Here is a 25328-nt window from a genome sequence, read left to right on the forward strand (position 1 = left end):
GCCGACATCGACAAAGTCCCCATCAGCCACCGCATCAAGAAATGCGCTTGGAATGACGACTATCTCATCCAGGCAATCGCTCATATGCGATAGCCCTGCCCCTCGAGGGGAGATGTCGCCGAAGGCGACAAGAGGGGGGCGGCTCGACTGGGCACCACGCCATTTTTCAGCAAGGAAGAGGCCAGCGCTTCACGCGCGGCGACCCTCTCTGGCCTGCCGGCCATCTCCCCCCTCAAGGGGGGGAGATTACGATCTCGGCCGCTTTGCCAATCTGGTTTTCCACAACAAAAAAGCCGCCAGGTTGCCCGGGCGGCTTTCGATCATCAGGTCGGTTGGAACGCCTAATTCAGCTTCGACTTCACGTCCGCGAGCGAAGCCTTGAACAGATCGGCACCGGCCTTGGCGTCGATCTTGCCGGCAAGCAGCGTGCGTGCTGCCTCGACGGCGATATCGACGGCGCTGGCGCGGACTTCGCTGATGGCGTCGCGTTCGGCCTGTCCGATCTTCTGTTCGGCAAGCGCGGTGCGCCGGACGACATAATCCTCGGTCTTCTTGTGGGCGTCCGCTGCAAGCATGTCGGCTTCGCGCTTGGCGGCGGCAACGATATCGGCGGCCTCCTGCTCGGCTTCCTTGCGCTTGCGCTGATACTGGCCAAGCAGTTGCTGGGCCTCCTCGCGCAGCCGGCGCGCTTCGTCCAGCTCATTGCTGATCCTGGCTGCGCGGGCGTCGAGCGCCTTGGCGATCAGGCCAGGCACCTTGATGTAGACAGCAACGCCCAGGAAAATGACCAGGGCGACCGTGGCCCAAAGCGTTGCAAGAGATGTGGCGTCCATGATGCGCTCCTCACCGGGCCACGGATTTGACCGCGGCCGCGATCTCGGCCTTGCTGGCCTTGCCGCCGACCAGGGCCTCTACGATTGCCGAAGCGGTGTCCTCGGCAATGCTGCCGACTTCCTTCATGGCATTGGCCTTGATGGAAGAAATGCGGGCTTCGGCCTCGCCAAGCTTCGCGTCTAGCGCGGCCTCGACCTTCTTACGTGCGGTCTCGGCCTCGGCCTTGGCCGCATCGTTGGCCTGCTGGCCGATCGCGTTGGCCTTGGTCTTGGCTTCCGCCAGTTCCTGCTCGTAGGCAGCAACAGCGGCGTCGGCCTCGCCCTTCAACTTGGCTGCCTGGTCGAGGTCTTGCGTGATGCGATCGTTGCGGACATCGATGATGCCCCCGACGCGCGGCATCACAACCCGCTTGAGGAAGAGGTAGAACAGCCCGAAAGTGATCGCCAGCCACAGAAGCTGCGACGGGAACGTCGCCGGATCGAATGGCGGAAACGCGCCATGCGCTTCAGCAGGCACGCTGGTGCCGGAATGCGTGTCGCCTTCCGTTGCGGCATGGCTGGTATCGGCTGATGGCGCGGACTCTTGCGCGAAGGCAGATGTCACGAACATGGACTATCCCTGAAATTCAGGCCCGCCGCTTGCGCGGCCGGCCTGTCCAATCTTCCCGAGTGCTCAGCCGAACAGGGCCAGAAGCGCGATGAGAAGCGAGAAGATGCCCAGAGCTTCGGTCACGGCGAAGCCGAAGATCAGACGGCCGAACTGGCCATCGGCAGCCGACGGATTGCGCAGTGCGCCCGCCAGGTAGCTGCCGAAGATGTTGCCGAGGCCAATGCCCGCGCCGCCCATGCCCAGGCAAGCGATACCGGCGCCGATGTACTTTGCTGCTTCTGCGTCCATTTGGTCAACTCCTTTGGATCTAAAATTCCGTTGCGATTCCATCCGACGCCAATGTTGGAAACTCTCGGGCCGGAAACTCTTGGTCAGTGCCCGGGGTGCAGGGCGTCGTTGAGGTACATGCAGGTCAACACGGCAAAGACGTAGGCCTGCAGGAAGGCGACCAGCAGTTCCAGTGCCGTCAGCGCCACGGCCATTGCCAGCGGCAGGATCGAGCCGGCGACGCCGAGCGCGCCTAGCGCGCTCAGGCTGACGACGAATCCGGAGAACACCTTCAGCGTGATGTGGCCGGCGAGCATGTTGGCGAACAGACGAACCGAGAGGCTGACCGGGCGCGACACGAAGGAGATCACCTCGATCAGCACCACCAGCGGCAGCAGGAACACCGGCACGCCATGCGGTACGAACAGCTTCAGGAAACCGAAACCATGCTTCATGAAGCCGTAGACGACCACAGTTGCGATCACCAGCACGGCAAGGCCGAAGGTGACGATGATGTGGCTGGTGACGGTGAAGAAATACGGAAACAGGCCGAGCAGGTTGGCGACCAGCACGAACATGAACAGCGAAAACACAAGAGGGAAGAACTTCATGCCTTGCGTGCCGGCGGCGTCGCGCAACATGTTGCCGACGAACTCATAGGCCATCTCGGAGACGGACTGAAGGCGGCCAGGAACGAGGCTGCGGCTCGAGGTCGTCAGAAACAGAAACGCAGCCGCGACGACCACCGTTGTGACCATGAACAGCGCCGAATTGGTGAAAGACAGGTCGTAGCCGCCGATGTCGATCGGAATCAGCTTGTTGATATGGAACTGGTGGATCGGATCGACCTTGTCAGCTGCCACGTTCAAACCCCGTCAATGCCGCGTACGGCCTCGTTAGCATTACCGCACATGAAGCGCGGTCATTTCTTGTCGTCTTGGTCACGGCGCGATTTATCGCCCTGTCCGAATTCTGCCACAACGCCGGCGGAACGCATCACATTGAGCACTCCGGCGCCAAAGCCAAGCAGCAAAAACACGATCAGACCCCATGGCGATGTTCCCGCCAGACGGTCGATGATCCAGCCGATGCCGGCACCCACCACCACGCCAGCGATAAATTCGCTGGAGAGTTTGACCGCCTGGCCATACCCGGCCGCACCACCCGCTTTCGCGTCGTCTTTCCCCTCGAGCCGGTCCGGCCGCCTTGTCGCAAGAGAAGCTTCAAGGTCACGCCGGCGGCGCTCGAGATCGTCGTCGCGGATGTCGGGCTCATGCTGCTTGCCGCGGCCGGTTTCTCCGGTTCCGTCTGGCCCATTCTTGTCGGCCATCGCAACCCCCCTGCCCGGTCAGACCGTCACCGTCCGTCCGCTTCTAAAGTCGCCGGCAACATAGTTAGAGGGTTTGCGCCCGTCAAGCCACGGGCGGAAGTTCATTGCCATGTATTTTAGGCAACAAAATCAATTATTTAGAAAGGTGCGACATCGTGCCCGCCGCGATGATGGGGATGCATGGCGCGAATCCCTCGGGCAATGGCTCTTTGATCGACTATGCGCTTTGCCAGAGATCAGCGGCTGTTGCTCGCTCAGCTCCAGCCGCCGCCATAGGTACGATAGAAGATATGCAGACCGATCTTGGTCATCTTCTGCATCGTGCGCGCCCAGCCGGGATGGACATATTGGGCGTAGTAGTGGGTCGACGATCCGACCTCCGGGATGAATATCTTGCCGGCGGTGACAGCCATGGCGATATCCTGGGCGGTCTTGTAGGCGACCGGGCTGTCGATGCGCTTCTTCCTGCCGTCGCAGGCGAAGGAGAACTGGCAACGGTTGAACCAGCTGTCGTTCTGGTAGACGACCCCGCAGATCGAATTCGGATAGGTCGGGTTGCGGACGCGATTGAGGATGACCTGGGCGACGGCGGCCTGGCCGCGCACTGATTCGCTCCTCGCCTCGAAATAGATGCCGTTGGCAAGGCATGCCTGCTCCTTCTTGGAGAAGACACTGGCCGGCAACGGGTTCTGGATCCACGAATGATCGCCCTTGGCCATCGGCGGAATGAAGCGGCCGTCATTGGGCTGCTCGTCCTGAAGCAGGGCTTCGAAGGGCGATGCCTTGGCATAGTCGGGCTCGGACTGCGCATAGGCGGTCGCCAGCACGTCCGGATGATCATTGTTGACCAGCGAAGCCAGCATGGCCGGCACGCCGGGATCCGGCTTCTTGTCCTCGCGTGCATGGAACGCCGCGGCGATCTGGATTTCCTTGCCTTTGATCTGCGGCTTGGCAAAGGCCATCTTCAGGCCGCTGTCCATGCTGGGCCGCAGCAAGGAGGAGGTGCGCTCGAAGATCGAGCCGGCATTGAAGTTCTTCGGCGGCGCCACGGGAGATACCTGGACGATGCGCCCTTTCTTCTCGGCGCGCACAACGCGATCTTCATCGGGCGTGCCGCTGACCTTGCCACCCTTGCCGCGAAACGACACATTGCCGACGCCGGCCAGGTGGACGCCAGATCCGGAGATGGAGCCATTGATGTCGGAATCGACAAAGGGCATCTCGGCCGCATGGGTCGAGCCCGCAACGGATTTCTCGACATAGGAATTCCAGCGGGTGCTCGATGCTTCAAGGCCGGAGACGAGGCTCGTCATGTCCTGGTAGGCGGCGACGGTCGGAAAGCCGATCCAGATGCCGAGACCGATGACGAACGGTGTCAGAAAGCCACGTTTTCTCTCACCGGCGGCGGCAATCAGCCGCTTCAACAAACGTCGATGCACGGAACTCTCTCCAGGAACGCTACAGACTCCACTGGAGAGCAAAATGATGCATTAACCTTGATGGGACGTTAACGGGTTCAATCGGGTTTTCCCGGTCGGCTCGAGGTCGTGGTTGCGAAGTCAGGCGGTTTTGCGGCCTGCATGTGAACTCAGGCCGGGCGCAGGAAGATCGGCCAGGCGATCAGCGGGCAGATGGCGGCCGCCAGCCAGACGCCGGACCACGACCAGAGGTGCAAGAGCCCCGGAATGGCCACCGGGACCAGGAAGAAGCCGACGAAAACGAAGCTGTTGGCAAGGCTGAGCGCGGTTCCGACATGACCGGCACCGGCAAGCGTGGCAAGCTCGGTATAGGCGACGCCGTGCCAGGCGGAGACCGAAATGCCCGCGACAATCAGCACAACAGGAAGGACAGCCATCAGGAAGAACTGTCCGCCCGACATGGCGGGACTGGCCAGAACCAGCAGCCAAAGCACCAGGAAGGCAAGCGCGCTGAGCACACTGCACAACCGAAGAAACTGGCGGCGGTTGCCGTGGCGGTCGGTGAAGCGACCGCTCCAGACACGCATGACCATGGCGCCGATCTGCACGGCGGCGAGGCTCGCGCTGATTGCTGCCGTTCCCAGGCCAACAAAGTCATGCAGGAACACGGACGCGAAGGTGAGCACCGCCACTTGCGGAAAGCAGAGCAGGCCGATGGCGGTGGTGGTACGCCAGACGTCGCGATTGCGCAGCGGCGCCGGTCCGGCGACCGCCGAAGCGAGGTGATCCTCGCCCGCCGCCGGCGGCTCGTACAGCCAGCGCCACGCGAACACGGCAGAAAGAGCGGATGCACCCCCCAGAACCACGAACACCGCGGTAAAGCCGAAAGCCAAGGCAAGCGAGGGCAGGATGAGCGCGCCAAGGCCGCCGCCGAGCGGCACCGCCGTCTGCCTGATGCTCATGGCAAAGCCGCGCTCGTTTTCTCGAAACCAGCCCATGATGGCCCGGCCGCTCGAACCGTTGACGCTGCCGCCGAGCAGTCCGGTGACGAGCAGGCTCGCGGAGAGCAGTGTGACGCCGGGAATACCGATCCTTGTCGGCACGACCAGCATCGCCATGACCAGGAGCCACGCCGCCGTCGCGCCGAGCCCGATCAAAAGCACGCGGCGATCGCCCCAGCGGTCGGTGAGCAGACCCCAGGGCAGTTCGCTGAGCGCGACCCCCAGCCCGAGAAGACCGAGTGCGAGGCCGAGCTCGGCATTGCCCAGATGATAGCCCTGACGAAGCACGACCGCCGTTGCCGGTATGCCGGAGAAAGTGGCCGAGAAGCTGGCATTGGCGGCAACGCCGATGCCCAGGACCTTCCAGCGATGGCCGGGCTTGAATGCCTTCGCGGCGGAGCCGGTATCTTCCAGAAGTTCCGGCTGCTGTCGGTCAGTGCAATTGACGATGGCGGACATGATTTCATTCCCGTGCCGGGCCAGTGGTCTGGCCTTGACGGTCTGTCTCTACCGCCATAGTTTCATCCTTAAAATCGGGAACTTTTAAACCTACCATCCTGAAAAACAGGACTAATAATATGCCACGCGTGACATTCGACCTCGACGTCCTGCGCAGTTTCGTCACCGGCATGGAACTGGGCAGCTTTGCCAAGGCGGCTGACCGGCTTGGCCGGTCGACATCGGCGGTCAGTGCGCAATTGAAGAAACTGGAAGAACAGGCGGCGACGCCGATCTTCCGCAAGTCCGGCCGCGGCCTCGCTCTGACCGAGGCCGGCGAAACCATGCTCGGCTATGCGCGCCGACTGATCGAGCTCAATGACGAAGCGGCGTCCGCCATCCGTGATGTCGAGCTTGAGGGCTGGGTAAGGCTCGGCCTGCAGGAGGACTTCGGCGAGGCGGTGCTACCTGACGTGCTCGGCCGCTTCGCCCGCGCCCACCCCAAGGTCAAGATCGAAGCCAGGATCGCGCGCAGCCACGACCTTGCCGAACGGATCCTATCAGGCAGCCTCGACATCGCGCTCGCCTGGCACGGTGGCGAGACGCTGCCCTACAGCGAGCATGTCGCCGATGTGCAGATGCGCTGGATCGGCCCGGCAAAGCGCATCGAGACCAGCCTGCGTGGCGGCGAGCCATTGCCGCTGGTGGCGCTCGAAGCGCCATGCCTCTTGCGCACGGTGGCAACCGAAACGCTCGACAGGGCGGGGCTGTCGTGGCGGATGGCCTTTTCCAGCCCGAGCCTTGGCGGCATCTGGGCAGCGGTTGCGGCGGGGCTAGGGCTGACGATCCGGACCGACATCGGCCTGCCGGCCAGCGTCAGCGCGATGACGCCTGAGATCGCCGGATTGCCGGCGCTGCCCAAGATGGCGTTGTTCCTGCATCGCAAGGACGCCGAGGCCGAGCCGGTGGCGGCCCGCCTCGCCGACATCCTGCGGGACGCCGCGCGGCAAGCGCTGCCTGAAAATACGCGGGCCGGCGACAGCAGCTTGCGCAACGTGGCGTGATCAGGAAGCGCCTTTCGAGCGCCGACGCTCATTTGCGCTTGTTCGACCTGCCGGCGAAGGGATTGTCCGAAGTGCGCAACGCAATGCGGATCGGCACGCCGGGCATATCAAAGGCTTCGCGCAAGCTGTTGGAGAGATAGCGGACATAGGATTGCGGCATCGCATCGGGCCGCGAGCACTGAACGACGAAACCCGGCGGCCGTGTCTTGGCCTGGGTGACGTATTTGACCTTCAGCCGGCGCCCGGCCACGGCAGGCGGCGGGTGGTGTGCCAGGATGCCTTCCAGCCAGCGGTTGAGCTTGCCGGTCGAGACGCGGCTGTTCCACACCTTGTGGGTCCTGATGACGGCATCCATCAGCTTGTCGAGACCGCGGCCGGTCTCGGCCGACACGGGTACGGCCTGGAGGCCGCGCGCCTGGGGAAGAAGCCGTTCCGTCTTCTCGCGCAGTTCGGCCAGAAGCTCCTGGGGATGGTCGATCAGGTCCCATTTGTTGAAGGCGATCACTGGCGCACGACCTTCGCGAATGATCAGGTCGGCGATCTGCAGATCCTGCTTCTCGAAGGGAATAGTGGCGTCGAGCACGATGATGACGATCTCGGCGAAGCGGATGGCCCGCAGGCCGTCCTGCACCGACATCACTTCCAGCTTTTCGTGGATCCTGGCCTTGCGGCGCATGCCGGCCGTATCGAACAGTTTCAGGCGGCGGCCATGCCAATCCCAGTCGACCGAGATCGAATCACGGGTGATGCCGGCCTCCGGACCGGTGAGCAGCCGTTCTTCGCCGATCAGCGCGTTGATCAGCGTCGACTTGCCGGCATTGGGACGGCCGACGACGGCAATGCGCATCGGCTTGGTGTCGTCATAGGTGTGCTCGGCATCCGGATCGGCGATATCCTCGCCGATCAGAACCTCGCCAGCCGCGACTTCTTCGTCTTCGCCATCTTCTTCTTCGCCAAAAGCGCGCGCTTCGCCGAGCGCGCCGATCACGGCATCGCGCAGGTCGGGCATGCCCTGGCCATGTTCGGCCGAAACCGGGATCGGTTCGCCAAGGCCGAGTTCCCAGGCCTCCAGCATACCGCCCTGGGCGCCCTTCGCCTCGGCCTTGTTGGCGACCAGCACCACCGGCTTGCCGGACTTGCGCACGATCTCGGCGAAGGTCCTGTCGTCAGGCAACAGCCCGGACTTGGCGTCGATGGTGAAGAAGATCAGGTCGGCCTCGCGGATGGCGATTTCAGTCTGCGCGCGCATGCGGCCGGGCAAGGTCGAGGCGCCCGCGTCCTCGAAGCCGGCGGTGTCGATGACATCGAAATGCAGGTCGTAGAGCTTGGCGGCATGGACACGACGGTCGCGGGTGACGCCCGGCGTGTCGTCGACAAGCGCCAGCTTCCTTCCCACCAGCCGATTGAAAAGAGTCGATTTGCCGACGTTAGGTCTGCCGATGATGGCGACTTTGAAGGTCACGACGCACTGCCCGACCCGCGGATCAGCTCGGACATCAACGTTGCGCGCTCGCGGGTGTTGCGCGGGGCGCCGTCATCGGCGGCGATCTGGTCGAACAGCTTCAGCGCATCCTGGGTCTTGCCTTCCTTCCAGGCGGAAAGGCCGAGCGCCTCGCGTGCAGTATGGCGCAGCGTGTTGGTGTCGGATGTCAGCGCTTCGACACGGCTGGAGACATCGGCGAAGGAGCCGTGGTCCACAAGGAGGAGTGCTGCCCGCAGCCGCGCCATATCGCGAATGCCCTGGGGAATAGCCGTGTCGGCGGCGACTTCGTCGAAATCCTTGACGGCGGCGTCGATATCGCCCTTGTTCGCCTTGACGGTCGCGCCGCGCATGCGGGCGAGCAACGGATAGGCGCCGTAGCCATCCTTCTCCAACTGATCGAGCGCGGTCAGGGCTTCGTCGTCCTTGCCGTCATTGGCAAGCTTCAGCGCCTGCGAGAACGCATCGCCTGAACGGTTGGCGCGCGTCTCGTCCCAATAGCGATAGCCGACGAAGGCGGCGGTGCCGAGCACCACGAGGATCGCAAGGACAATCAGGGCGGGGCCAAAACGGTCCCACAGCGCCTGCGCCTGTTCGCGACGGATCTCGTCGTTGACTTCACGAATAAAACTGTCGTCCGACATCTATCAAAACCATTCCTGCCCGGTCGGGCCTTTGTCAGCCCGCGTTTTAGCGAAATTTTGTCGGCATGGAAGGGGTTCAACCGGAAAATCGCCTATTCCCGAGGCAGGCAGCCGAAAAGGCCCATCGCACCCACGCCACATTTAGGCGATAGCCGGCTTCAAGACGTCCCCCAGAATGCAGATCAGATTGCCGATGTACCGTCCGTTGCGTGTTCTTGCGTTTTCCCTCGCCTCGTTCGCCACTGCCGGCGGGGCCTTGGCCGATCCACCGGCGCCGGCAAAGCCGAAACAGGTCGTCATCATCTCTTTCGACAGCGCCCGCGACATTTCGCAGTGGAAGCGCAGCCGGGCGCTGGCGCAGCGCACCGGGGCGCATTTCACCTACTTTCTCTCCTGCGTCTTCCTGCTGTCGCCGGAAACACGCAAGGAATACACCGCACCGGGCAAAAGCGCCGGCAAATCCAACATCGGCTTTGCCGCCTCGAAGCAGGAAGTCACCGAGCGGCTCGAGCAGATCGGCCTTGCCGCGCATGAAGGCCACGATATCGCCAGCCATGGCTGCGGCCATTTCGACGGCAAGGACTGGAGCAAGGCCGACTGGCTGAAAGAGTTCAGTTCGTTTGAGCACATTCTCGAGAACGCCTATGCGATCAACGGCATCGCGCCCGAGCCTGAGGACTGGCGCGATTTCGTGCGGCATGCGGTTGTCGGTTTTCGCGCGCCGTACCTGTCGACCAGCAAGACGCTCTACGAGGCGCTACCGGCGGCCGGCTATCAATTCGACGCGAGTGGCGTCTCGCAGGGCCCTGCCCGACCGACGGCCAGCAACGGCATCGTGCATTTTTCGCTGCCGCAGATTCCGGAGGGACCGAAGTCAAGGCCGGTGATCGCCATGGACTACAATCTCTATGTCAGACATTCCGGCGGCTTCGAGCGGCCAAGCAAGGCGGACGAGTTCGCCAACCGGACCTATGATGCCTTCCGCACGGCCTTCGACAAGCAGTATGCCGGCAAGCGCATTCCCCTGGAACTCGGCTTCCACTTCGCGCTGATGAATGACGGCGCCTACTGGAACGCGCTGGAGCGCTTTGCCGGCGACGTCTGCGTCAAGCAGGATGTCGAATGCATCAGTTTTCGCGACTATGTATCGCGCCAGGACGCTGCCCAGAAGCAGGCTTCGGTCGGCGGCTGAGCCGCCAACCGGTTTCGATTTCCAAGACCTCGGTTTTTAGGCCGGATCCTCGGCGCTCTGTCTTGCCATATAGCGCTGATCGATATCGGGCAACGGCTCGCCTTGCAGCGTCGCCTCGAAGGCGCGCAAGCGTTTGTGGACCGATTGCAGTTCGACGATGGTCGACCAGGAGGTGAGCAGAAACTGCAGCGAGCCGGTCACCTTGCCGAATGCGTTCGATATCTGGTTCAGCGCGCCGAACGTTATCTTGTGCGCCACCAGCGACGGCCCCAGGATCAGCAGCGAGAAAATGTTGTCGGCCTGCAGGTAGGTGTAACGGACGACGTTGAAATAGATGTAGTGGAAATAGAGCCTGAAATAATTGTGACGAACATTCTCGAACAGCTCGGCAGTGGTGGCCGGCTGGGCGCGGTCCGCATGATCCTCGCCGTAGACGAGTTCCTTGCGGTAGGCGGCTTCGACACGCTGGTTGCGGAACTGCAGTCCTGGAAGTCTCAGGCCGGCAACCATGACCGAGATCGTTCCGAACAGACACCAGGCAAGGGCTGCGACAACCAATGGCTGCGGGATCGCGCCGATAATCGGCAACTCGGTTATATGGGCCTGCAACTGGATCATGACCGGCAGGAATGCGATCAAGGTCATGATCGACTGGACAAAGCTGGAGCCGAGATCTTCCATGATCTGCGAGAACCGCATCGTGTCTTCCTGGATACGCTGAGAGGCACCTTCGATATGGCGTAGCCTGCCCCAGTTCTCGACGAAGTAGTTGTTCATCGCCGTGCGCCAGCGGAAGATCCAGTGGCTGACGATGAAGGCATTGACCACCTGCACATTCATGCCCACCAGCGCGAGCCACGAAAAATCGGCCAATCCGATATAAAATTCGCCGTTGGTCGACTTTCCAGTCCCCGACATCAGTCCCTGCACATAGTCGAAGAACGGCCCGTACCAAGCGTTGACGGCTACACTGACCTGCACGTTGAAATAGATGAAAAACAGGATGACCGCGGTCATCAGGATCGACCAGCGCTGCCACGGATGCGGCGAATACCAGCTCCAGAATGCGTAGAAGACGAGCACGCAAAACGCAAAGTAGAGATAAAACCACAGAAACGGCGGCGATATGAGGATGGCGATGCCGATGATGGGCGGCGCGCCGGCGGCGGCGGGCGGCAGCCCGAATACGGCTCCCAACTGCTCGCCGCCAAAGAACCAGAACAGGATTGCCGCAAGGCTCCAGACGGCGGCCGAAGAGAAAAAGAGCTTCGGCTGCGGGAAAAAGGATACGAACACTGTGGCGAATTCCTCGATCTGGGCGCAAATCAGCTGGCTACGGCGGGCATAAAGTCACACATTAGTTGGAAAGAAAATGCCCGTGCCCGATGCCTGGCTCCGAGCAAACCCATAATCATGGCGATTTTGGCGCAGCCGACCATGTGATGGCGCCGGAGACGACCAGCACGACCGCGGCGGTGATCGAGGCGAGGAAGAAATCGCCGGACATTTGCGCCAGAAACCCGGCGACGACCGGACCGATGATCTGGCCAAGGCCGAACGCAGCCGTCATCAGGGCAAAGATCCGCCGCGGCGCCTGCGGTGCCAGTTGTCTGGCTGTCTGCAGGCCAAAGGCGGTAATGGCAATGAAGGTGCCGCCGAGCAAAACGCCGCCAAGCAGTGGCCCGGTGCGTCCGCCGATGGCGACGCTGGCGGTGACACCGACAACTTCGATGAAGCATGCCAGCGCATAGGCGGCATAGAGCCCGGTCCGGGCAGCGATCTTCTGCCACAGCCAGGTCGAGGGAAAGCCGGCAAGACCGGCGACCATCCACACCATGGCCTCGAAGACGCGGCTGCCGCCGCCTTGCCGGACGATGGCGACCAGGAATGTCGCCGTCACCACATAGCCAAAGCCGAACAGGCCATAGGCAATGACGACCTTGATCAACGACCGATCCATCCGCAGTGCAGGCTCACGGGCGACTTCGCCGTTGCTGAGCGGGCCCTCGTTGACCAACAATGCCACGAGTACGAAGCCGCAAGCCGAAATTGCCGCCGACCACAGCCAGCCCGCCGACCAGCCTGCATGTTCGGTGACCAGCACCGCCATCATCGCCGCGGACACCGCGATGCCGAGGCCAACGCCGCCGAAATGCCACGCCTGCAGGTCGCCGCGACCGGCAGCGTTTATGTGGCTGAAAACGATGCTGGCCATGAACACCATGACGAAGGCGCTGGCCAGACCGGCCAGAAAGCGGATGATGAGAAAGGCGGCCATCGCGTCGGTCAGCCCCATCAGCGCGGCAAGGACCGCACTGGCGCCAAGCCCCGCCAGCATCAGCAGGCGCTCGCGCCCATGCGCCCAGCCGCCCGCCGCGGCAAACGCGCCGACGAGGTAGCCGAGATAGTTGGCGGAGGCTATCCACCCGGCATCGGCCGGCGACAGATGCAATTCCTCCATCATGCCGGGCAGGATCGGCGTGTAGACGAAACGGCCGATGCCCATGGCAACAGCCATGGCAACCATGCCGGCGAAAGCGAAACGCAGCGCTGTTGAGGCGACGGATGTCATCGCAGCGCACAATAAGTGCGCGAGCCGGTGAGACAATCCGCCTTTTGTTGGGCCAGATGTTGGGCCAGAACAGCGGCAGGGCGCCGTGATCGCCTGGACCTATGCTTAAATCGGAAGGCGTGTCATCCGCTCAGCAGCGGCCGCCGAAACCGGCATCCAATGAAGCCGTCTCGTGCACTGTTCGCCGTGCCGTCAGCCTGAACGGCACGTCGCCAAGCTCGCGCTCCGACATGGTGTTCAGCACGGGATGCGAAAGCGGATCGGTCAACCATCTCTGCGCCTCGCTCTCCCAGCGCGGTTCATATGGTGTGCTCGCGAAAAAGACCTTCAGCGACGACGACAAGATCCTCAGCATTTCCGGCTCCACAGGTCTGTCTCCCCTGATAAGGTCTGCCGTTTCGACATCTCTTACAATTGAGATTTCAACGGGGTCGGTTTAGAAAAACTCAAATGGCTATGCTCAACCGCGTCCATCTCAACGGCCTCCGCGCCGTCGAAACCGTTGCCCGGCTCGGATCGCTGGCGGCGGCGGCCGGTGAGCTCAACGTTTCCGTCAGCGCCGTCAGCCAGCAGATAAGCCGCACCGAGAAGCAGCTTGGCCAGGCGCTGTTCGAACGAACGGCGGGCGGTCTGTTGCTGACCGAATTCGGCGCCGTCTTCGCGACCCGCCTTGGTGCCGGATTTCGCGAGCTTGCCCAGGCCGTGGCGCTGGCCGACGAGGCGACGCAGTGCACCTTGGTGGTTTCGGTGGCGCCGGCTTTTGCCTCGAAGTGGCTTTTGCCGCGACTGTCGCGCCACTTCGACCGGCATCCCAATGTGCTGCTGCGCATCGACGCTTCGGTGCGTCTGGCCAATCTCGATCATTCCGATATCGACATCGCCATCCGGCTTGGCGACGGCAAATGGCCTGGCGGGCGGACGGAACTGCTCTTGGCGCAGGAAGTCTTCCCTGTCTGTGCGCCGGCGATCGCCAGAAAACTGAAATCGATCGAGGATCTTGCCCAGACCTGCGCGATCACCGACGAGCGGGCAATGATCAACTGGGAAAGCTGGTTCGAGACGGCCGGCGTTCCACCTATCACCTTCCTGAAGGGCGCGCGTTTCACCGACCCGATGCTGTGCCTGGAATCGGCGATTGCCGGCCATGGCGTGATGCTGGGCTGGCAATTGCTCGCCGCCGATGCGCTGGCCGACGGGCGGCTGGTTGCGCCTTTCGGAATCCGCGCCCAGAGCGGCCTCGGCTATTGGCTGGTGACCTCGTCCGCCAAGGCCGAAAGCCGCAAGGTCCGCGACTTCAAGGCCTGGATCAGGGAAGAGATCGAGGCGACCATGGCGCAGTTCGGGTCCGCGAATGCCGAAACCGTCGGTGCGATCGCGGTGGAAAGCACCGTGGCGCCGATCTATGGTGAGTCGGACATCAAACTACGGCAGGCAGGATCATGACCACACATTCGCGCGGCGTTTCCGCATCGATCGACCCGGTGAAGCTCGACAGGCTGGCGGAAGTCGCCATCAAGGTCGGGCTGCAATTGCAGCCGGGACAGGATCTGGTGCTGACATCCTCCATCGCGGCATTGCCGCTGACCCGACGGATTGTCGAACATGCCTACAAGGCCGGCGCCGGCCTGGTGACGCCGATCTTCAACGACGACGAGATGACGCTGGCCCGCTACCGCTTCGGCGCCGATGCAAGCTTCGACCGCGCCGCCGGCTGGCTCTACGAAGGCATGGCGAAGGCCTTTTCCAACAATGCGGCAAGGCTGGCCGTGCGCGGCGAGGATCCGTCACTATTGTCGGCACAGGATCCGGCGAAGGTGGCGCGCGCCAACAAGGCGAATTCGATGGCCTACCAGCCAGCGCTGGAAAAGATCACCGGCTTCGACATCAACTGGAACATCGTCGCCTATCCGGACCTCGCCTGGGCCAGGCAGGTTTTTCCTGATGATGCCGACGATGTTGCGGTCGCGAAACTCGCCGACGCCATCTTCGCCGCCTCGCGCGTGGATGTGGAGGACCCGATCGGCAACTGGACGGCGCATAATGCAGCGCTTCGCGGCCGCACCGAATGGCTCAACGGCCATAATTTCCATGCGCTGCACTTCACCGGACCGGGCACCGACCTGACGGTTGGGCTGGCGGAGGGCCATGAATGGATGGGCGGCGCCTCGACCGCCAAGAACGGCATCACCTGCAATCCCAACATCCCAACCGAAGAGGTCTTCACCACGCCGCATGCAAGGCGCGTCGAGGGTCATGTCTCCTCGACCAAGCCGCTGTCCTACCAGGGCACGCTGATCGATGAGATCTCGGTTCGTTTCGAAGCGGGCAGGATCGTCGAGGCCAAGGCATCGAAGGGCGAGGACGTGCTGAAGAAAGTACTCGACACCGATGAAGGCGCGCGCCGCCTTGGCGAGGTGGCGCTGGTGCCGCATTCCTCGCCGATCTCGGCGAGCGGGCTGTTGTTCTTCAACACGCTGTTCGACGAGAACGCCGCCTGCCATATCGCACTCGGCCAGTGCTATTCGAAGTGCTTCGTCGATGGCGCCTCGCTCAGCCAGGACGAGATCGCCGCGCGCGGCGGCAACAAGAGCTTCATCCACATCGACTGGATGATCGGTTCGGACAGGATCGACGTAGACGGTGTCCACAAGGACGGCGCCCGCGTGCCTGTCATGCGCAAGGGCGAGTGGGCCTGACCCGCTTACGGAGGGTCCGATGACCTTCGACCTGGCGGTCAAGCGGGTCTACGAGCCACCCGCTCCCGATGACGGGCAGCGGGTTCTGGTCGACCGCATCTGGCCGCGCGGTGTCAGCAAGAAGGACGCCGCACTGGCGCTGTGGTTGAAGGACATCGCGCCGAGCGACGAGCTGCGCAAATGGTTCGGCCACGAGCCAGCGCGCTGGGCGGAGTTTCGGGAGCGGTATCGTGTTGAGCTGGATGGGAATGAAGAGGCGGTTGGGCGATTGCGCGGCCTGCTCCGCCACGGCAAGGTGACGCTGCTCTATGGCGCGCATGACGAGGCGCATAACAATGCGGTGGCGCTGGCGGGATATGTGCGCGGGACAAACTGAGGCGGCTGGAATTTCTGAGGCCGGCGTGAAGGAACGCGGCGGGGGCGAGTGTCGCTCTACTTCCCCACCGCCTGCTCATAAACATCCGGCTTGAACCCCACCAGAATCCGGTCGCCGACCTCCAGCACCGGCCGCTTGATCATCGTAGGCTTGGCCAGCATCAGCGCTTTGGCCTGCTTTTCGTCGAGGCCCTGCTTGTCCTTGTCCGCCAGTTCGCGGAACGTCGTGCTTGCCTTGTTGAGCAGCTTTTCCCAGCCGACCTTGCCCGCCCAGTCATCGAGCCGCTTGGCGTCCAGCCCCTCTGCCCTCAAATCGTGAAACCGGTAGGCGACGTCATGACCCTCCAGCCAGACGCGCGCCTTCTTGACCGTATCGCAGGTGGTGATGCCGTACATGGTGATCGTCAAAACAGTGGCCCTTCGGATTTCGAATCTGATCGCAGATTACGGACGCGCCGCGCGCTTTGCCAGCGCTCTGCGGCGTGCGTTGTTTTTGCCCTTGCCAATACTAAGGTTTTTTCCTAAGCATATGTCGAGCCTTTTTTTGACAGCGCCTCGGGAGCGACCATGACAAGCCTTCAGACCGCAACTCCCGGCCCTCCACCCATCGACGGCATCTTTCGTGCTCTTGCCGACCCGACGCGGCGACGCGTTGTGGAGCGACTGAACCGCAGCCCAGCCTCGGTCAGCGAACTCGCAGAGCCTTTCGAGATGGCGCTGCCGTCCTTCATCGAGCATCTCAAGGTGCTTGAGATCTGCGGACTGGTGCGCTCGCAAAAGACCGGCCGGGTCAGGACCTATCAACTGGCACCCGAGCCATTGAAGCTCGCCGAAACCTGGCTGGCCGAACAGCGCACGCTGTGGGAGAGCCGCCTCGACCAGTTCGACGCCTATGTGATGACCCTCAAGGAGAAAGAAGAATGAGCTATCTCTTCAAGCCGGATCCCAGACTGGACCTGGTGCTGGAGCGCGTCATCGATGCGCCGCGCGAATTGCTGTGGCGCGCCTGGACGACGCCGGAGCATGTCAAGCAGTGGTTCACACCGAAGCCGTGGCTGATCACCGACTGCGAGATCGACCTCAGGCCGGGCGGATTGTTCCGGACACGCATGCAGTCGCCCGACGGCAAGGAGGTCAACGACCGCCATTGCTGTTTTCTCGAAATCGTGCCGAACGAGCGGCTGGTGTGGACGGACGCACTGCTGCCGGGCTACCGGCCGTCAGGCGAGCCGTTCATCACCGCGGTCATTTCCCTCCATCCGGATGGCCGGGGCACGCGATACACCGCCACCGCCATCCATCGCGACGAAGCAACCCGGAAGAACCACGAGGAGATGGGTTTCTTCGATGGCTGGGGCACGGTGGCCGATCAGCTTGCGCAGTACGTGAAGACGATCTGAACTTCTCACACGACGGCCAGGACGTCGTCCTGGCCGTCATGCTTGTTTTCAATCCGGGATCTAAGAAAGCAAGCTCGTAAAGCCGGTGGTATTCCGCCTCAATAATAGAAGCGCTCTTCGGTGATCTTGCCGTTCTTGACCGTGTAGAGGCCAACTTCATCCATGGTGACACGCTGGCCGGTGGCCTTGGGCGTTATGTCAAACTTGAAGCGCACCGCGAACTGGTTGCCGTTGACATAGGGGCCCTCGACCGAGCCGCCATGCACTTCGTTGTTCTCCTGCCACCACTGGCCTTTCTGCCTGAGAGCCTCCTTGCCGCAGGCGATGGCCATCGGCCCTTCCATGGCTTCGAGGCTGACAATATCGTCGGCATTGTACTTCTCGGCCGCACCCGCATGATCGCCCTGCTGGAGCAGTTCGGTAAAATCCTTGGCAATTTCCGCGATGGTCATCTGTGTTCCTCCTGTTCAGACGCACTGCAAATAGGGAACCGCCTGCCAGCCTGCCATCTACTGGTCGGTCTTAGCTGACAATACGTGTCAGCACGGTGGATAATGGCAAGGTTATGTGACCCGTACATTTGGTTGCGGACAGGAGCCAATTCCGCAATGCTGGCCGCATGTGCAACCTCTACAACATTACCACGACGCAAGAGGCGGTCCGTCAATGGACGCGCACACTGCGCGATATCAGCGGCAATCTTGAACCTTCCGTTGACGTCTATCCCAATCAGCCCGGCCCCGTCGTTCGCAACACGGCAGACGGGAAGCGCGAACTGGCGAAACTGCTTTGGGGGTTGCCGACGCCACCAGAGCGCATGAAAGGCAAGGCCGACTACGGCACGACAAACGTTCGCAATCCACAATATTCGCACTGGCAACAGTTTGTCGGGGTAGAGCATAGATGCGTCGTGCCGGTGACCAGTTTTGCCGAACCCAGTCCTGCACCGAGCGACAAAGACCCAGAAACAGGCATCCAGCGCAATTACTGGTTTGCCCGAGACGAAAGCCGGCCGCTGTTCTTTTTCGCCGGTTTCCGGACCCGTTGGCAGGGCGTGCGAAAGGTCAAGGACGGACCTGGTGACTTCGAACTATTTGCCTTCATGACAACCAAGCCCAACGCCCTCATCGCGCCGATCCATGAGAAGGCTATGCCCGTGATCCTGACCACGTCGGAGGAGACCGAGGCTTGGCTGACAGCACCGTGGGCAGAAGCACGGCATTTGCAGCGGACTGCGCCAGACGACGCGTTGGTCATCGTCGAGAAGCCAGCCACACAAATCAAGTTTCCGCGGCAGGCTCCGGCCCAAGGGTCTCTGTTCTAGGATGCAGGATCAGCTTTTCAGCAGCTTCCTCAATCCTCGTCTCGCCAGATCACCCGGCGAACCATGCGGATTTCGACAAGGCGCCTGACTCGAATTTTCAAGCGCTCGACAGCGCTCGGCAAAATTATGTCGGCGTCAAGCTCGCGAAGCTTGCAGCGCTCACACCGCATATGCCGTTCGACATCCCAAAAGGGAATGTCACCGACAAGCTTTGCAAGCTCGCCTGGCAGGTAGTGCCGCGTGATGTTGCAGTGCCGGCATCGAACACGAATGAGTTGCCCGACTTCGTGCGCGAGGCACAGGGTCTGCACATTTCGGCGCGGTCGGTTGGTCAGTTCCGGCATCGGCCAAACTAGGAATGTATTCCTCGCCGAGTCAATTCCTCCTTAGTTCCATGGTCTTTTGTTCACAGCCGGCTGGAAGGTGTCCCCCTCAGGAAGGTGATCGGGACCTGCCCCGCGCGCGGTCGTGCTGCCGCCTTGCGAATGTTGTTGAGACTAGCTTGGCAGCACAGGGCAATTGGCGCCACGGCGCAGGCGGATATGCGCCACGTCGCCGGCGCTGAATTGAAAACCCTCGGCCTGGCGCGGCGCGTCGATGACAACAGGTGCGCCTTGCTCGAGTTCGGCATGCAGGCGCAGCGTGCGGCCGTGAAAGACGATGCTGTCGACGCGCGCCGGCGCGGTGCCAGGCACGGCCTCGGTCATCGCCAGCAGATCCTCCGGACGCACACCAATGGTCCGCACCTCGCCTTCGCCGGGTGACTGGCCGGTTTCAGAAATGGCCTCCAGCGGCAAGGTGCCGGCGGTGAAACGCAAGCGCTCGCCATCGCGGCCGACAAACCGTGATTGCAGGAGATTCATGGTGCCGATGAAGCTCGCCACAAACTTCGTGGCGGGCCGGTCGTAAAGGGTGGCCGGCGGCGCGATCTGCTCGATGCGGCCCTTGTTCATGACGACGATGCGGTCGGAGATCGACAGCGCCTCGGTCTGGTCATGGGTGACCATGACGAAGGTGGTGCCGAGCCGCGATTGCAGCCGCTTCAGCTCGACCTGCATCTGTTCGCGCAGATGCGCGTCGAGCGCCGACAGCGGTTCGTCGAGCAGCAGCACGCGCGGCTCGCAGACGATGGCACGCGCCAGCGCGACACGCTGGCGCTGGCCGCCAGACAGTTCAGAGACGCGGGCGCGGAGCTTGTCGGCAAGACCGACCATGTCGAGAGCGTCGCCGGTCCGTTTTGCCTGTTCGGCGCCAGACAGTTTGCGCAGCGACAGACCGAAGCCGACATTCTCGGCGACATTCATGTGCGGAAACAGCGCGTAGTCCTGGAACACGGTGTTGACCGGCCGGTCGAACGGCCGAAGTGCCGTGATATCGCGCCCATCGAGCAACACCTTGCCGCTCGACGGGCTTTCGAAGCCGGCAATGACGCGCAAACTGGTGGTCTTGCCGCAGCCCGAGGGTCCGAGCAGCGTGATAAACTCGCCGCTGATAATGTCGAGATCGACAGCGTCGAGCCCGACGATGCCGCCGGGAAAAATCTTCGAGACCGTCTGCAGTCGGACGAGTGGATCAGGCGCCATCGCGAACCTCGGACGGCTTCGTGGTGTTGACCCAAAGGATCTGGCAACGCTCGGCGCCCGGATTGCGAAAGGCGTGCAAAAGCGTGCTCTTGAACGCAAAACTGTCGCCGGCCTTCAGCACGTATTTTGTCGAATCCACCACCAGTTCGACCTCGCCGGCAAGCACGAAGCCGAATTCATGACCGGCATGGGCATAGGCCTCGCCCGTGCCGCCGCGGGCTTCCACCGTCACCAGCATGCCGGTCAGCGTCGCGCCCGGCGGCGACAGCAGCGCCTTGGCGATGCCTTCCGACTTGACCGGAATTTGCCGCCGCTTGTCGGCACGCACGCAATAGAGATCGTTGGCCGCATCGTTGCCGTCGGCGATCAGCGCCGACGGCTCGATGTCGAGGGCGGCGGCGAGCGGCCAGATTACCTTGACGCGCAGCGAGGACATGCCGCGCTCGATCTGGCTGAGCGCCCCGATCGAGACGCCGGCTTTTGCCGCAAGATCGGCCAGCGACAGCTTGCGCTCCAGCCGTAGCGCCCGCACGCGCCGGCCGACGCGAATATCGGCATCGTCTTTCGGCTTCTCAGCCGCTTCGTCCAGCATGTCCATCCATTCGTCCTCGTTTACTTTACGCTTCTCCCCTGGTGGGGTGAGAAGCGGTTCGCGCAGCGAACGAAAGCCAATAGCTTGGCTTTTCGAGCTTCGAACGCCCTGAGCCTGCGAGGGGCCGGGCGTGCTTAGTCGATCCACCCTGCCGGGCCCCCCGCTGCTTCGCAGCGTCCCGGCGTTCGCCGGCCTTTCATCGCGCCAATGGCACGATGACTTCGCTTACGCGAACCGGCTGCTCACCCCACAAGGGAGAAGGCAGGCCTCAACTCACCCTCCAGCCTTCACCTTCTCGAACATCTTCGCCAGGTCGTCATTCTGTTTCATCGGTCCGGTGAAGATGGTGGTCTTCAGCATCACTTCCGGGTCGGACGGCAGCTGCAATTTCTCCAGCTCTTCCTTCGGCACTGTGGCAAAGGCGGAACTCAGCGAGCTGCCATAGCCATAGGCCTCGATCAGGTATTTGCCGGAGTCGGCGTCCAGGCGGCTGTTGATGAAGTCATAGGCGAGATCGACGTTCTTGGCGTCCTTGAGCATGACGAAGCCGCAGGCCCAGGTCAGCATGCCTTCCTTTGGCTTCATGAACTCGACCGGCACTCCCTGCTTCTTCAGCGAGGTGGCGGAAGCGTTCCAGGTCATGGCGGCGACCAATTGGCCGCTGGCCAGCGCCTGTTCGACCGAGGTCATGTCGGTGGTGTAGTTGGAGAGCAGCGGGCGCTGTTCGCGCAGTTTCTCGGCCACCTTGTCCATCTCGGCGGGCGTCATGTCGAACGGATTGACGCCGGCCAGAAGCGCGGCAACGATCGGCGTGTCATGCACGGCGTCGATGGTCGCCATGCGGCCGGCATACTGCTTGTCCCACAGCAGGTTCCAGCTCGCTTCCGGATTCTTTACCAGATCGGTGCGGTAGAGGATCGAGGTGTTGCCCCAGTCCCACGGCACCATCCAGACCTTGCCGTCGCCGGCCTGCAGGTCGGGCAGGTTCTTGAACACCGGGAAGATCGAATCCCAGTTCTTGATGCGCTTGGTGTCAATCGGCTGCAGCAGGCCTTCCTTGTTCCAGCGCGCCACCTTGTCATAGCAGGGATGCGCAATGTCGGGGCGGAAGCCGGCCTTGACCTTGGTGAAGGCATCGTCGTCGTCGCCGAAGATGGAGGCCTCGACGCCATCGGTATGCGCGGCGAGGAAGCTCTTGTTGAAATCGGGCAGTTCGTAGCCCGACCAAGTGAAATATTGCAGCTTGTCGCCGGCGGGAGCGACGGTCGACGATAGCGCCAATGCCAGGGCGGCGAGGCCGGCCCGGGCCGTCTTTCCGGATATCAGGTCGAATGCCATTGCAGTTCTCCTCTCTTGGTTTGTTTTGGTTGTGATGGATCCGCGGGTCTTGGCGCCGTGGCGGACAGGCCGCGATGGCGCAGGATTTCGGCTGCTGCGGCGATGACAAAGGATACCGCCAGGATCGACGTGCCCAGCGCCATGACTGTCGGCAGCGACCTTGGAAAACGCAGCTGGCTCCAGATGTAGAGCGGCAGCGTCGGCTCGGTGCCAGCCAGGAAGAAGACGACGATGAATTCGTCGAAGGAGATCAGGAAGGCCAGCATGAAGGCCGAGACGATGGCCGGCAGGCTGAGCGGCAGCATGACCCGCCGGAAGGTCGTCCAGTCGGAGGCACCGAGATCGAGAGCCGCCTCGCGAATGGTTTTCGGGATGGCGGCGAAGCGGCTGCGCATGATCACCACGGTCGTCGGCAGCGCCACCAATATGTGGCCGAGAACGATGGCGATGCGCGATGGCCCCAGACCGATGAGGTTGATAAGGATCAGCAGCGATATGCCGACGATGACACCCGGGATCAGGATCGGCAGCCGGGCGATGGCGCTGATGGTGGCGGCCAGCGGCGAGCGGCCATAGAGGTCCATATAGGATACGGTGATGCCGCACAGCGTAGCACCCGTGGCGGCAATGACACCGATGACGAGGCTGTTCAAGAGCGCACTGGTCAGCGCCGAATTGCCGGACAGCGTCGCGTACCATTGCACGGTAAGGCCTTGCAGCGGAAACGCTGCCTGGATCGAGTTGTTGAAGGAAAACAGCGGGATCAGCAGGACCGGCAGATAGAGAAAGACCAGATAGGCGACGACGTAGACGCCAAGCCAGCCGCCGCCTCGCTGTGTGTGCCGCCCCTCGCTCATGTGCGGCTGCCAAATCTGCGATCGGCGAAGCGCGCGACCAGCACCACGCAGAGGATGACCAGCATGACGGCGACGGAGAGTGCTGCGCCAAACGGCCAGTCATTGGCCTTGCCGAATTGCGCCTGAATCAGTGTACCGATCATGGTGCTGGCCGGACCGCCGACGAGAGCCGGCGTGACATAATCGCCAACCGTCGGCACGAAGACGACGAGTGCGGCTGCCAGCACGCCCGGCATCGAATTGGGCAACACGACACGGCGGAAAGAGGTGAACGGCCGCGCACCAAGATCGGAAGCGGCCTCGACGAGCGATTTCGGGATCGTGTCCAGCGCCACATAGATCGGCAGGATGGCGAACGGCGCATAGGCGTGCGCGAGCGTGACGACGACGGCGGCCGGCGTGTTGAGAAAGGCCAATGTCGGCTCGGACCAGATGCCGCTTTCGATCAGCGCCGAGTTCAGTACGCCGTTATAGGCGAGCACGATCTTCCAGGCGAAGACGCGCAGAAGATAGCTGGTCCAGAACGGCAGCGTCACCAGGAACAGCAGCAGGCCGCGCCGCCGGCCGGCGTGGAAGGCAAGGTAGTAGGCGACGGGATAGGCAGTAACGACCGTGGCCAGCGTGACCAGAGCGGCAATGACCAGCGAGCGCAGCGTCACCGTCCAGTACAGCGGATCGGACACCACCGTGACAAAATTCGCCGCGGTGAAACCGGCGCCGAGCAGCGAACCGTCATTGGTGCGGAAGGCGAGGAAAAGCACAAGGCCAAGGGCAAACAGGATCAGCAGGAAAGTGACCAGAGCGCCCGGCAGCAGCATGGCGGCCCGGAAGCCCGAAGAAGACCGGGCCTCTGGCGCTGATGTTGCAACTAGGGTCGACATCGACCTGCCTATCGGAATTTTGAAATTACCTTAGAATTTTTCATATTCATGAAACTGTCAAGAGGAATCCCCCAAACGGAATCCCAATGACGGGAATCCCCTTGGTCAGCGCTCCAGCGCATCGAGCAAGCGATACCAGGCGATGGTCGCGGCGACGCCGACCTGGCGGAAGGCGTGGAACGGGATCGGCCGGATCGGTGAAAGCGGGAACGGCAATTGCCTGGCGTCGCCACCTTGGAGATAACCAGCGATGCGCTCGCCAAGCGCGGTCATCAGGCCGACACCACGGCCCTGGCAACCGACCACAGCCAGCAGGCCCTGCTCGAGCTCGTGGATGTGCGGCAGATGGTCCGGCGTCATCGCCACCCGACCGAACCAGCGCTTCTCGATGGCGACACCGGACAGCGAGGGATAGAGCCGTGCCAGCGCGCGCTCGAGATGCGCCCAGTCGCCAGCGCTCGTCGGCAGCGCCATGCGACCCCGTCCGCCAAGCACCAGCCGACCGTCGGCGCTCTTGCGGTAGTAGACGAGGATGCGACGGGAGTCCGACACCGCCTGCCCTTCCGGCAGGATCGTTGCGGCCAGGTTGGGCGACAGCGGCGCTGTGGCGATCTGAAAGGAATGTAGCGGAACGATCGTCTGGGCGAGACCGGGGATCAGGCCATCCGTATAGGCGTTGGTCGCCAGCACGACTACTCTTGCCTGCAACTCGGTCCCGTTTTCGGTCGAAATACGCCAAATACCGGCGGCATTGGTAAGCCGTACGACCTTCTGGCGCTCGGCTATCCTCACTCCAGCCGCGGCCGCGACACGCGCGAGTTCCGACGTATAGGCGAGCGGATCGATCACACCGGCGCGGCGGTCGAGCCAGCCGCCGAGATAGCCCTGTGCGCCGGTCCTGGCTGCGATCTCCGCCGCGCTCAGAAGCTGGACATCGGCGCCGCGCGCCCGCCATTGCCGGTCACGGTTCGCCGCCGCCTTCAGCGCGACCTCGGTGTGCGCCGCCTGGATCCAGCCATTGCGAACGAACGGCACAGCCAGTTTTTCGTCGCGGATCAGTTCGAAGACCGCATCGGCGGTCGAGGCGGCAAAATTGACAAGCGCCTCGCCGCGCTCCGGGCCATAATGCTCCAACAGCCATTCCGGATCATACTTCAGGCCGGGAATGACCTGGCCGCCATTGAGGCCCGATGCACCCTGGCCGATTTGGCCGGCTTCCAGCACCTGCACCGACATGCCAAGCCGGGCAGCATGCAAAGCCGTCGACAGACCCATGATGCCGCCGCCGACAATGACGACATCGGCCTTTTCACCACTGGGAAAAAGCGACTGAAATCTGGAAGCCGCCTGCGGCTTGCGCCAGATCGGATCGGAGAATGGTGCGGGCAAGGGTCACCTGGGATTCATTGCAAAATGAAAATCCTAGATGTCAT

General features: G+C 62.6%; 29 protein-coding genes. 8 read left to right on the plus strand and 21 right to left on the minus strand.

Annotated elements, in window-relative coordinates:
- Positions 1 to 341: 341 nt before the first annotated feature.
- The 7 genes from ASD99_RS13110 to ASD99_RS13140 all read right to left on the minus strand — a co-directional run bounded on the left by ASD99_RS13110 (position 342) and on the right by ASD99_RS13140 (position 5918).
- Entirely contained in the window at positions 342 to 833 is a 492-nt protein-coding gene (locus ASD99_RS13110) for a F0F1 ATP synthase subunit B (RefSeq protein ID WP_056581186.1), read from the minus strand.
- 10 nt (positions 834 to 843) lie between these two features.
- A complete protein-coding gene (locus tag ASD99_RS13115; protein ID WP_056581188.1) occupies positions 844 to 1443 on the minus strand; it encodes a F0F1 ATP synthase subunit B in 600 nt (199 codons plus the stop codon).
- 63 nt (positions 1444 to 1506) lie between these two features.
- Positions 1507 to 1731, minus strand: coding sequence for a F0F1 ATP synthase subunit C (locus tag ASD99_RS13120; RefSeq protein WP_006206606.1), 225 nt, complete (start codon positions 1729 to 1731; stop codon positions 1507 to 1509).
- 83 nt (positions 1732 to 1814) lie between these two features.
- Positions 1815 to 2573: a F0F1 ATP synthase subunit A gene (locus tag ASD99_RS13125; RefSeq protein ID WP_056581917.1), complete on the minus strand. Its 759-nt coding sequence runs from the start codon at positions 2571 to 2573 to the stop codon at positions 1815 to 1817.
- 59 nt (positions 2574 to 2632) lie between these two features.
- Positions 2633 to 3040, minus strand: a complete 408-nt coding sequence (locus ASD99_RS13130) for an AtpZ/AtpI family protein (RefSeq protein ID WP_056581189.1) — start codon at positions 3038 to 3040, stop codon at positions 2633 to 2635.
- A gap of 254 nt (positions 3041 to 3294) precedes the next feature.
- Entirely contained in the window at positions 3295 to 4479 is a 1185-nt protein-coding gene (locus ASD99_RS13135) for a cell wall hydrolase (protein ID WP_057143902.1), read from the minus strand.
- Between the two features lie 149 nt (positions 4480 to 4628).
- Positions 4629 to 5918 (minus strand): MFS transporter, encoded by a 1290-nt coding sequence (locus ASD99_RS13140; protein WP_057143903.1) that lies wholly within the window; start codon positions 5916 to 5918, stop codon positions 4629 to 4631.
- Between the two features lie 119 nt (positions 5919 to 6037).
- On the opposite strand from ASD99_RS13140, the gene ASD99_RS13145 reads away from it, so the two are divergent.
- Complete coding sequence (locus tag ASD99_RS13145) at positions 6038 to 6961, plus strand: LysR substrate-binding domain-containing protein (protein WP_057143904.1); 924 nt, start codon at positions 6038 to 6040, stop codon at positions 6959 to 6961.
- Positions 6962 to 6989: 28 nt separating this feature from the next.
- Here ASD99_RS13145 and der read toward each other — a convergent pair whose 3' ends face one another.
- Positions 6990 to 8423 carry a ribosome biogenesis GTPase Der gene (gene der, locus ASD99_RS13150; protein ID WP_056581199.1) on the minus strand — a complete coding sequence of 478 codons (1434 nt, stop codon included), beginning with the start codon at positions 8421 to 8423 and terminating at the stop codon, positions 6990 to 6992.
- Entirely contained in the window at positions 8420 to 9085 is a 666-nt protein-coding gene (locus tag ASD99_RS13155) for a tetratricopeptide repeat protein (RefSeq protein ID WP_056581202.1), read from the minus strand. Before ASD99_RS13155 ends, der begins: the two co-directional genes overlap by 4 nt.
- A gap of 193 nt (positions 9086 to 9278) precedes the next feature.
- Between ASD99_RS13155 and ASD99_RS13160 the strand changes: the two genes are divergently transcribed.
- Entirely contained in the window at positions 9279 to 10277 is a 999-nt protein-coding gene (locus ASD99_RS13160; RefSeq protein WP_057144102.1) for a polysaccharide deacetylase family protein, read from the plus strand.
- A 36-nt stretch (positions 10278 to 10313) separates the two neighbouring features.
- Here the strand turns inward: ASD99_RS13160 and sbmA are convergent, their stop codons facing one another.
- From sbmA to ASD99_RS13175, 3 genes are all read right to left on the minus strand, one after another.
- Positions 10314 to 11573, minus strand: a complete 1260-nt coding sequence (gene sbmA / locus ASD99_RS13165) for a peptide antibiotic transporter SbmA (protein ID WP_056581204.1) — start codon at positions 11571 to 11573, stop codon at positions 10314 to 10316.
- A 115-nt stretch (positions 11574 to 11688) separates the two neighbouring features.
- The gene (locus ASD99_RS13170) at positions 11689 to 12849 is read right to left on the minus strand and encodes a YbfB/YjiJ family MFS transporter (protein ID WP_057143905.1); all 1161 of its coding nucleotides are present in this window, start codon (positions 12847 to 12849) and stop codon (positions 11689 to 11691) included.
- Between the two features lie 130 nt (positions 12850 to 12979).
- Positions 12980 to 13204, minus strand: a complete 225-nt coding sequence (locus ASD99_RS13175; RefSeq protein WP_056581919.1) for a hypothetical protein — start codon at positions 13202 to 13204, stop codon at positions 12980 to 12982.
- 95 nt (positions 13205 to 13299) lie between these two features.
- Here ASD99_RS13175 and ASD99_RS13180 point away from each other — a divergent pair, with 95 nt between their 5' ends.
- Genes ASD99_RS13180 through ASD99_RS13190 form a run of 3 tightly spaced genes read left to right on the plus strand, consistent with a single transcriptional unit; the run spans position 13300 to position 15921 of the window.
- Entirely contained in the window at positions 13300 to 14292 is a 993-nt protein-coding gene (locus tag ASD99_RS13180) for a LysR substrate-binding domain-containing protein (protein ID WP_057143906.1), read from the plus strand.
- On the plus strand, positions 14289 to 15545 hold the full coding sequence (locus ASD99_RS13185) for an aminopeptidase (protein ID WP_057143907.1): 1257 nt from the start codon (positions 14289 to 14291) through the stop codon (positions 15543 to 15545). The genes ASD99_RS13180 and ASD99_RS13185 overlap by 4 nt, the downstream gene beginning before the upstream one ends.
- Positions 15546 to 15564: 19 nt before the next feature.
- Positions 15565 to 15921 (plus strand): DUF488 domain-containing protein, encoded by a 357-nt coding sequence (locus ASD99_RS13190; RefSeq protein ID WP_057143908.1) that lies wholly within the window; start codon positions 15565 to 15567, stop codon positions 15919 to 15921.
- Positions 15922 to 15977: 56 nt separating this feature from the next.
- Here ASD99_RS13190 and ASD99_RS13195 read toward each other — a convergent pair whose 3' ends face one another.
- Positions 15978 to 16328: an ArsC family reductase gene (locus ASD99_RS13195; protein WP_057143909.1), complete on the minus strand. Its 351-nt coding sequence runs from the start codon at positions 16326 to 16328 to the stop codon at positions 15978 to 15980.
- A gap of 159 nt (positions 16329 to 16487) precedes the next feature.
- Between ASD99_RS13195 and ASD99_RS13200 the strand changes: the two genes are divergently transcribed.
- Both ASD99_RS13200 and ASD99_RS13205 read left to right on the plus strand, forming a co-directional pair.
- Positions 16488 to 16844: an ArsR/SmtB family transcription factor gene (locus ASD99_RS13200; protein WP_056581221.1), complete on the plus strand. Its 357-nt coding sequence runs from the start codon at positions 16488 to 16490 to the stop codon at positions 16842 to 16844.
- Positions 16841 to 17320, plus strand: coding sequence for an SRPBCC family protein (locus tag ASD99_RS13205; RefSeq protein WP_056581225.1), 480 nt, complete (start codon positions 16841 to 16843; stop codon positions 17318 to 17320). The genes ASD99_RS13200 and ASD99_RS13205 overlap by 4 nt, the downstream gene beginning before the upstream one ends.
- 98 nt (positions 17321 to 17418) lie before the next feature.
- Here the strand turns inward: ASD99_RS13205 and ASD99_RS13210 are convergent, their stop codons facing one another.
- Positions 17419 to 17772, minus strand: coding sequence for a nuclear transport factor 2 family protein (locus ASD99_RS13210; RefSeq protein ID WP_057143910.1), 354 nt, complete (start codon positions 17770 to 17772; stop codon positions 17419 to 17421).
- Between the two features lie 167 nt (positions 17773 to 17939).
- On the opposite strand from ASD99_RS13210, the gene ASD99_RS13215 reads away from it, so the two are divergent.
- Positions 17940 to 18644, plus strand: a complete 705-nt coding sequence (locus ASD99_RS13215) for an SOS response-associated peptidase (protein ID WP_057143911.1) — start codon at positions 17940 to 17942, stop codon at positions 18642 to 18644.
- A 29-nt stretch (positions 18645 to 18673) separates the two neighbouring features.
- Here ASD99_RS13215 and ASD99_RS13220 read toward each other — a convergent pair whose 3' ends face one another.
- The 7 genes from ASD99_RS13220 to ASD99_RS13250 form a co-directional block, all read right to left on the minus strand.
- Complete coding sequence (locus ASD99_RS13220; RefSeq protein ID WP_057143912.1) at positions 18674 to 18988, minus strand: hypothetical protein; 315 nt, start codon at positions 18986 to 18988, stop codon at positions 18674 to 18676.
- A gap of 153 nt (positions 18989 to 19141) precedes the next feature.
- Entirely contained in the window at positions 19142 to 20227 is a 1086-nt protein-coding gene (locus tag ASD99_RS13225) for an ABC transporter ATP-binding protein (RefSeq protein ID WP_056581235.1), read from the minus strand.
- The gene (locus ASD99_RS13230; protein WP_057143913.1) at positions 20217 to 20825 is read right to left on the minus strand and encodes a cupin domain-containing protein; all 609 of its coding nucleotides are present in this window, start codon (positions 20823 to 20825) and stop codon (positions 20217 to 20219) included. Before ASD99_RS13230 ends, ASD99_RS13225 begins: the two co-directional genes overlap by 11 nt.
- Before the next feature lie 267 nt (positions 20826 to 21092).
- Positions 21093 to 22157 carry an ABC transporter substrate-binding protein gene (locus ASD99_RS13235; protein ID WP_057143914.1) on the minus strand — a complete coding sequence of 355 codons (1065 nt, stop codon included), beginning with the start codon at positions 22155 to 22157 and terminating at the stop codon, positions 21093 to 21095.
- Positions 22142 to 23014, minus strand: coding sequence for an ABC transporter permease (locus tag ASD99_RS13240; protein ID WP_057143915.1), 873 nt, complete (start codon positions 23012 to 23014; stop codon positions 22142 to 22144). The genes ASD99_RS13235 and ASD99_RS13240 overlap by 16 nt, the downstream gene beginning before the upstream one ends.
- The gene (locus tag ASD99_RS13245) at positions 23011 to 23895 is read right to left on the minus strand and encodes an ABC transporter permease (RefSeq protein WP_057143916.1); all 885 of its coding nucleotides are present in this window, start codon (positions 23893 to 23895) and stop codon (positions 23011 to 23013) included. The genes ASD99_RS13240 and ASD99_RS13245 overlap by 4 nt, the downstream gene beginning before the upstream one ends.
- A 105-nt stretch (positions 23896 to 24000) precedes the next feature.
- Positions 24001 to 25284, minus strand: a complete 1284-nt coding sequence (locus ASD99_RS13250; protein ID WP_057143917.1) for an NAD(P)/FAD-dependent oxidoreductase — start codon at positions 25282 to 25284, stop codon at positions 24001 to 24003.
- Positions 25285 to 25328: the final 44 nt, after the last annotated feature.

It is taken from the genome of Mesorhizobium sp. Root695 (genome assembly GCF_001428185.1).
In the GTDB taxonomy this organism is placed as follows: Bacteria; Pseudomonadota; Alphaproteobacteria; order Rhizobiales; family Rhizobiaceae; genus Mesorhizobium.